Source organism: Vibrio marinisediminis (assembly GCF_014050145.1).
Taxonomy (GTDB): domain Bacteria; phylum Pseudomonadota; class Gammaproteobacteria; order Enterobacterales; family Vibrionaceae; genus Vibrio; species Vibrio marinisediminis.
In genome coordinates, this window is record NZ_JACFYF010000424.1 from 1 (window position 1) to 227 (window position 227).

At 69.6% G+C, this 227-nt stretch carries 1 protein-coding gene; it reads left to right on the top strand.

What is annotated here, in order from left to right; genetic code table 11:
* A partial coding sequence (locus tag H2O73_RS24510) for a hypothetical protein (protein WP_497997527.1) occupies positions 1-227 on the top strand: 227 nt, incomplete at both ends.

The window sequence follows — 227 nt, forward strand, 5'->3', positions numbered from 1 at the left end:
TCGGGCGGCCCCCAGGGCGGCGGCTGGTGGGACAAGGTCGACAGCAAGTTCCTCGGCTGGAATAGCGGCGCCTGGGAGAAGGCGGGCTTCCGCGCGGTGCCCAGCTGCGTGGTGCGCAAGTCGGCCTATATCGCGCCGGGCGTGGTGCTGATGCCGTCCTTCGTCAATCTCGGCGCTTACGTGGACGAGGGGACCATGGTCGACACCTGGGCCACGGTCGGGTCCTG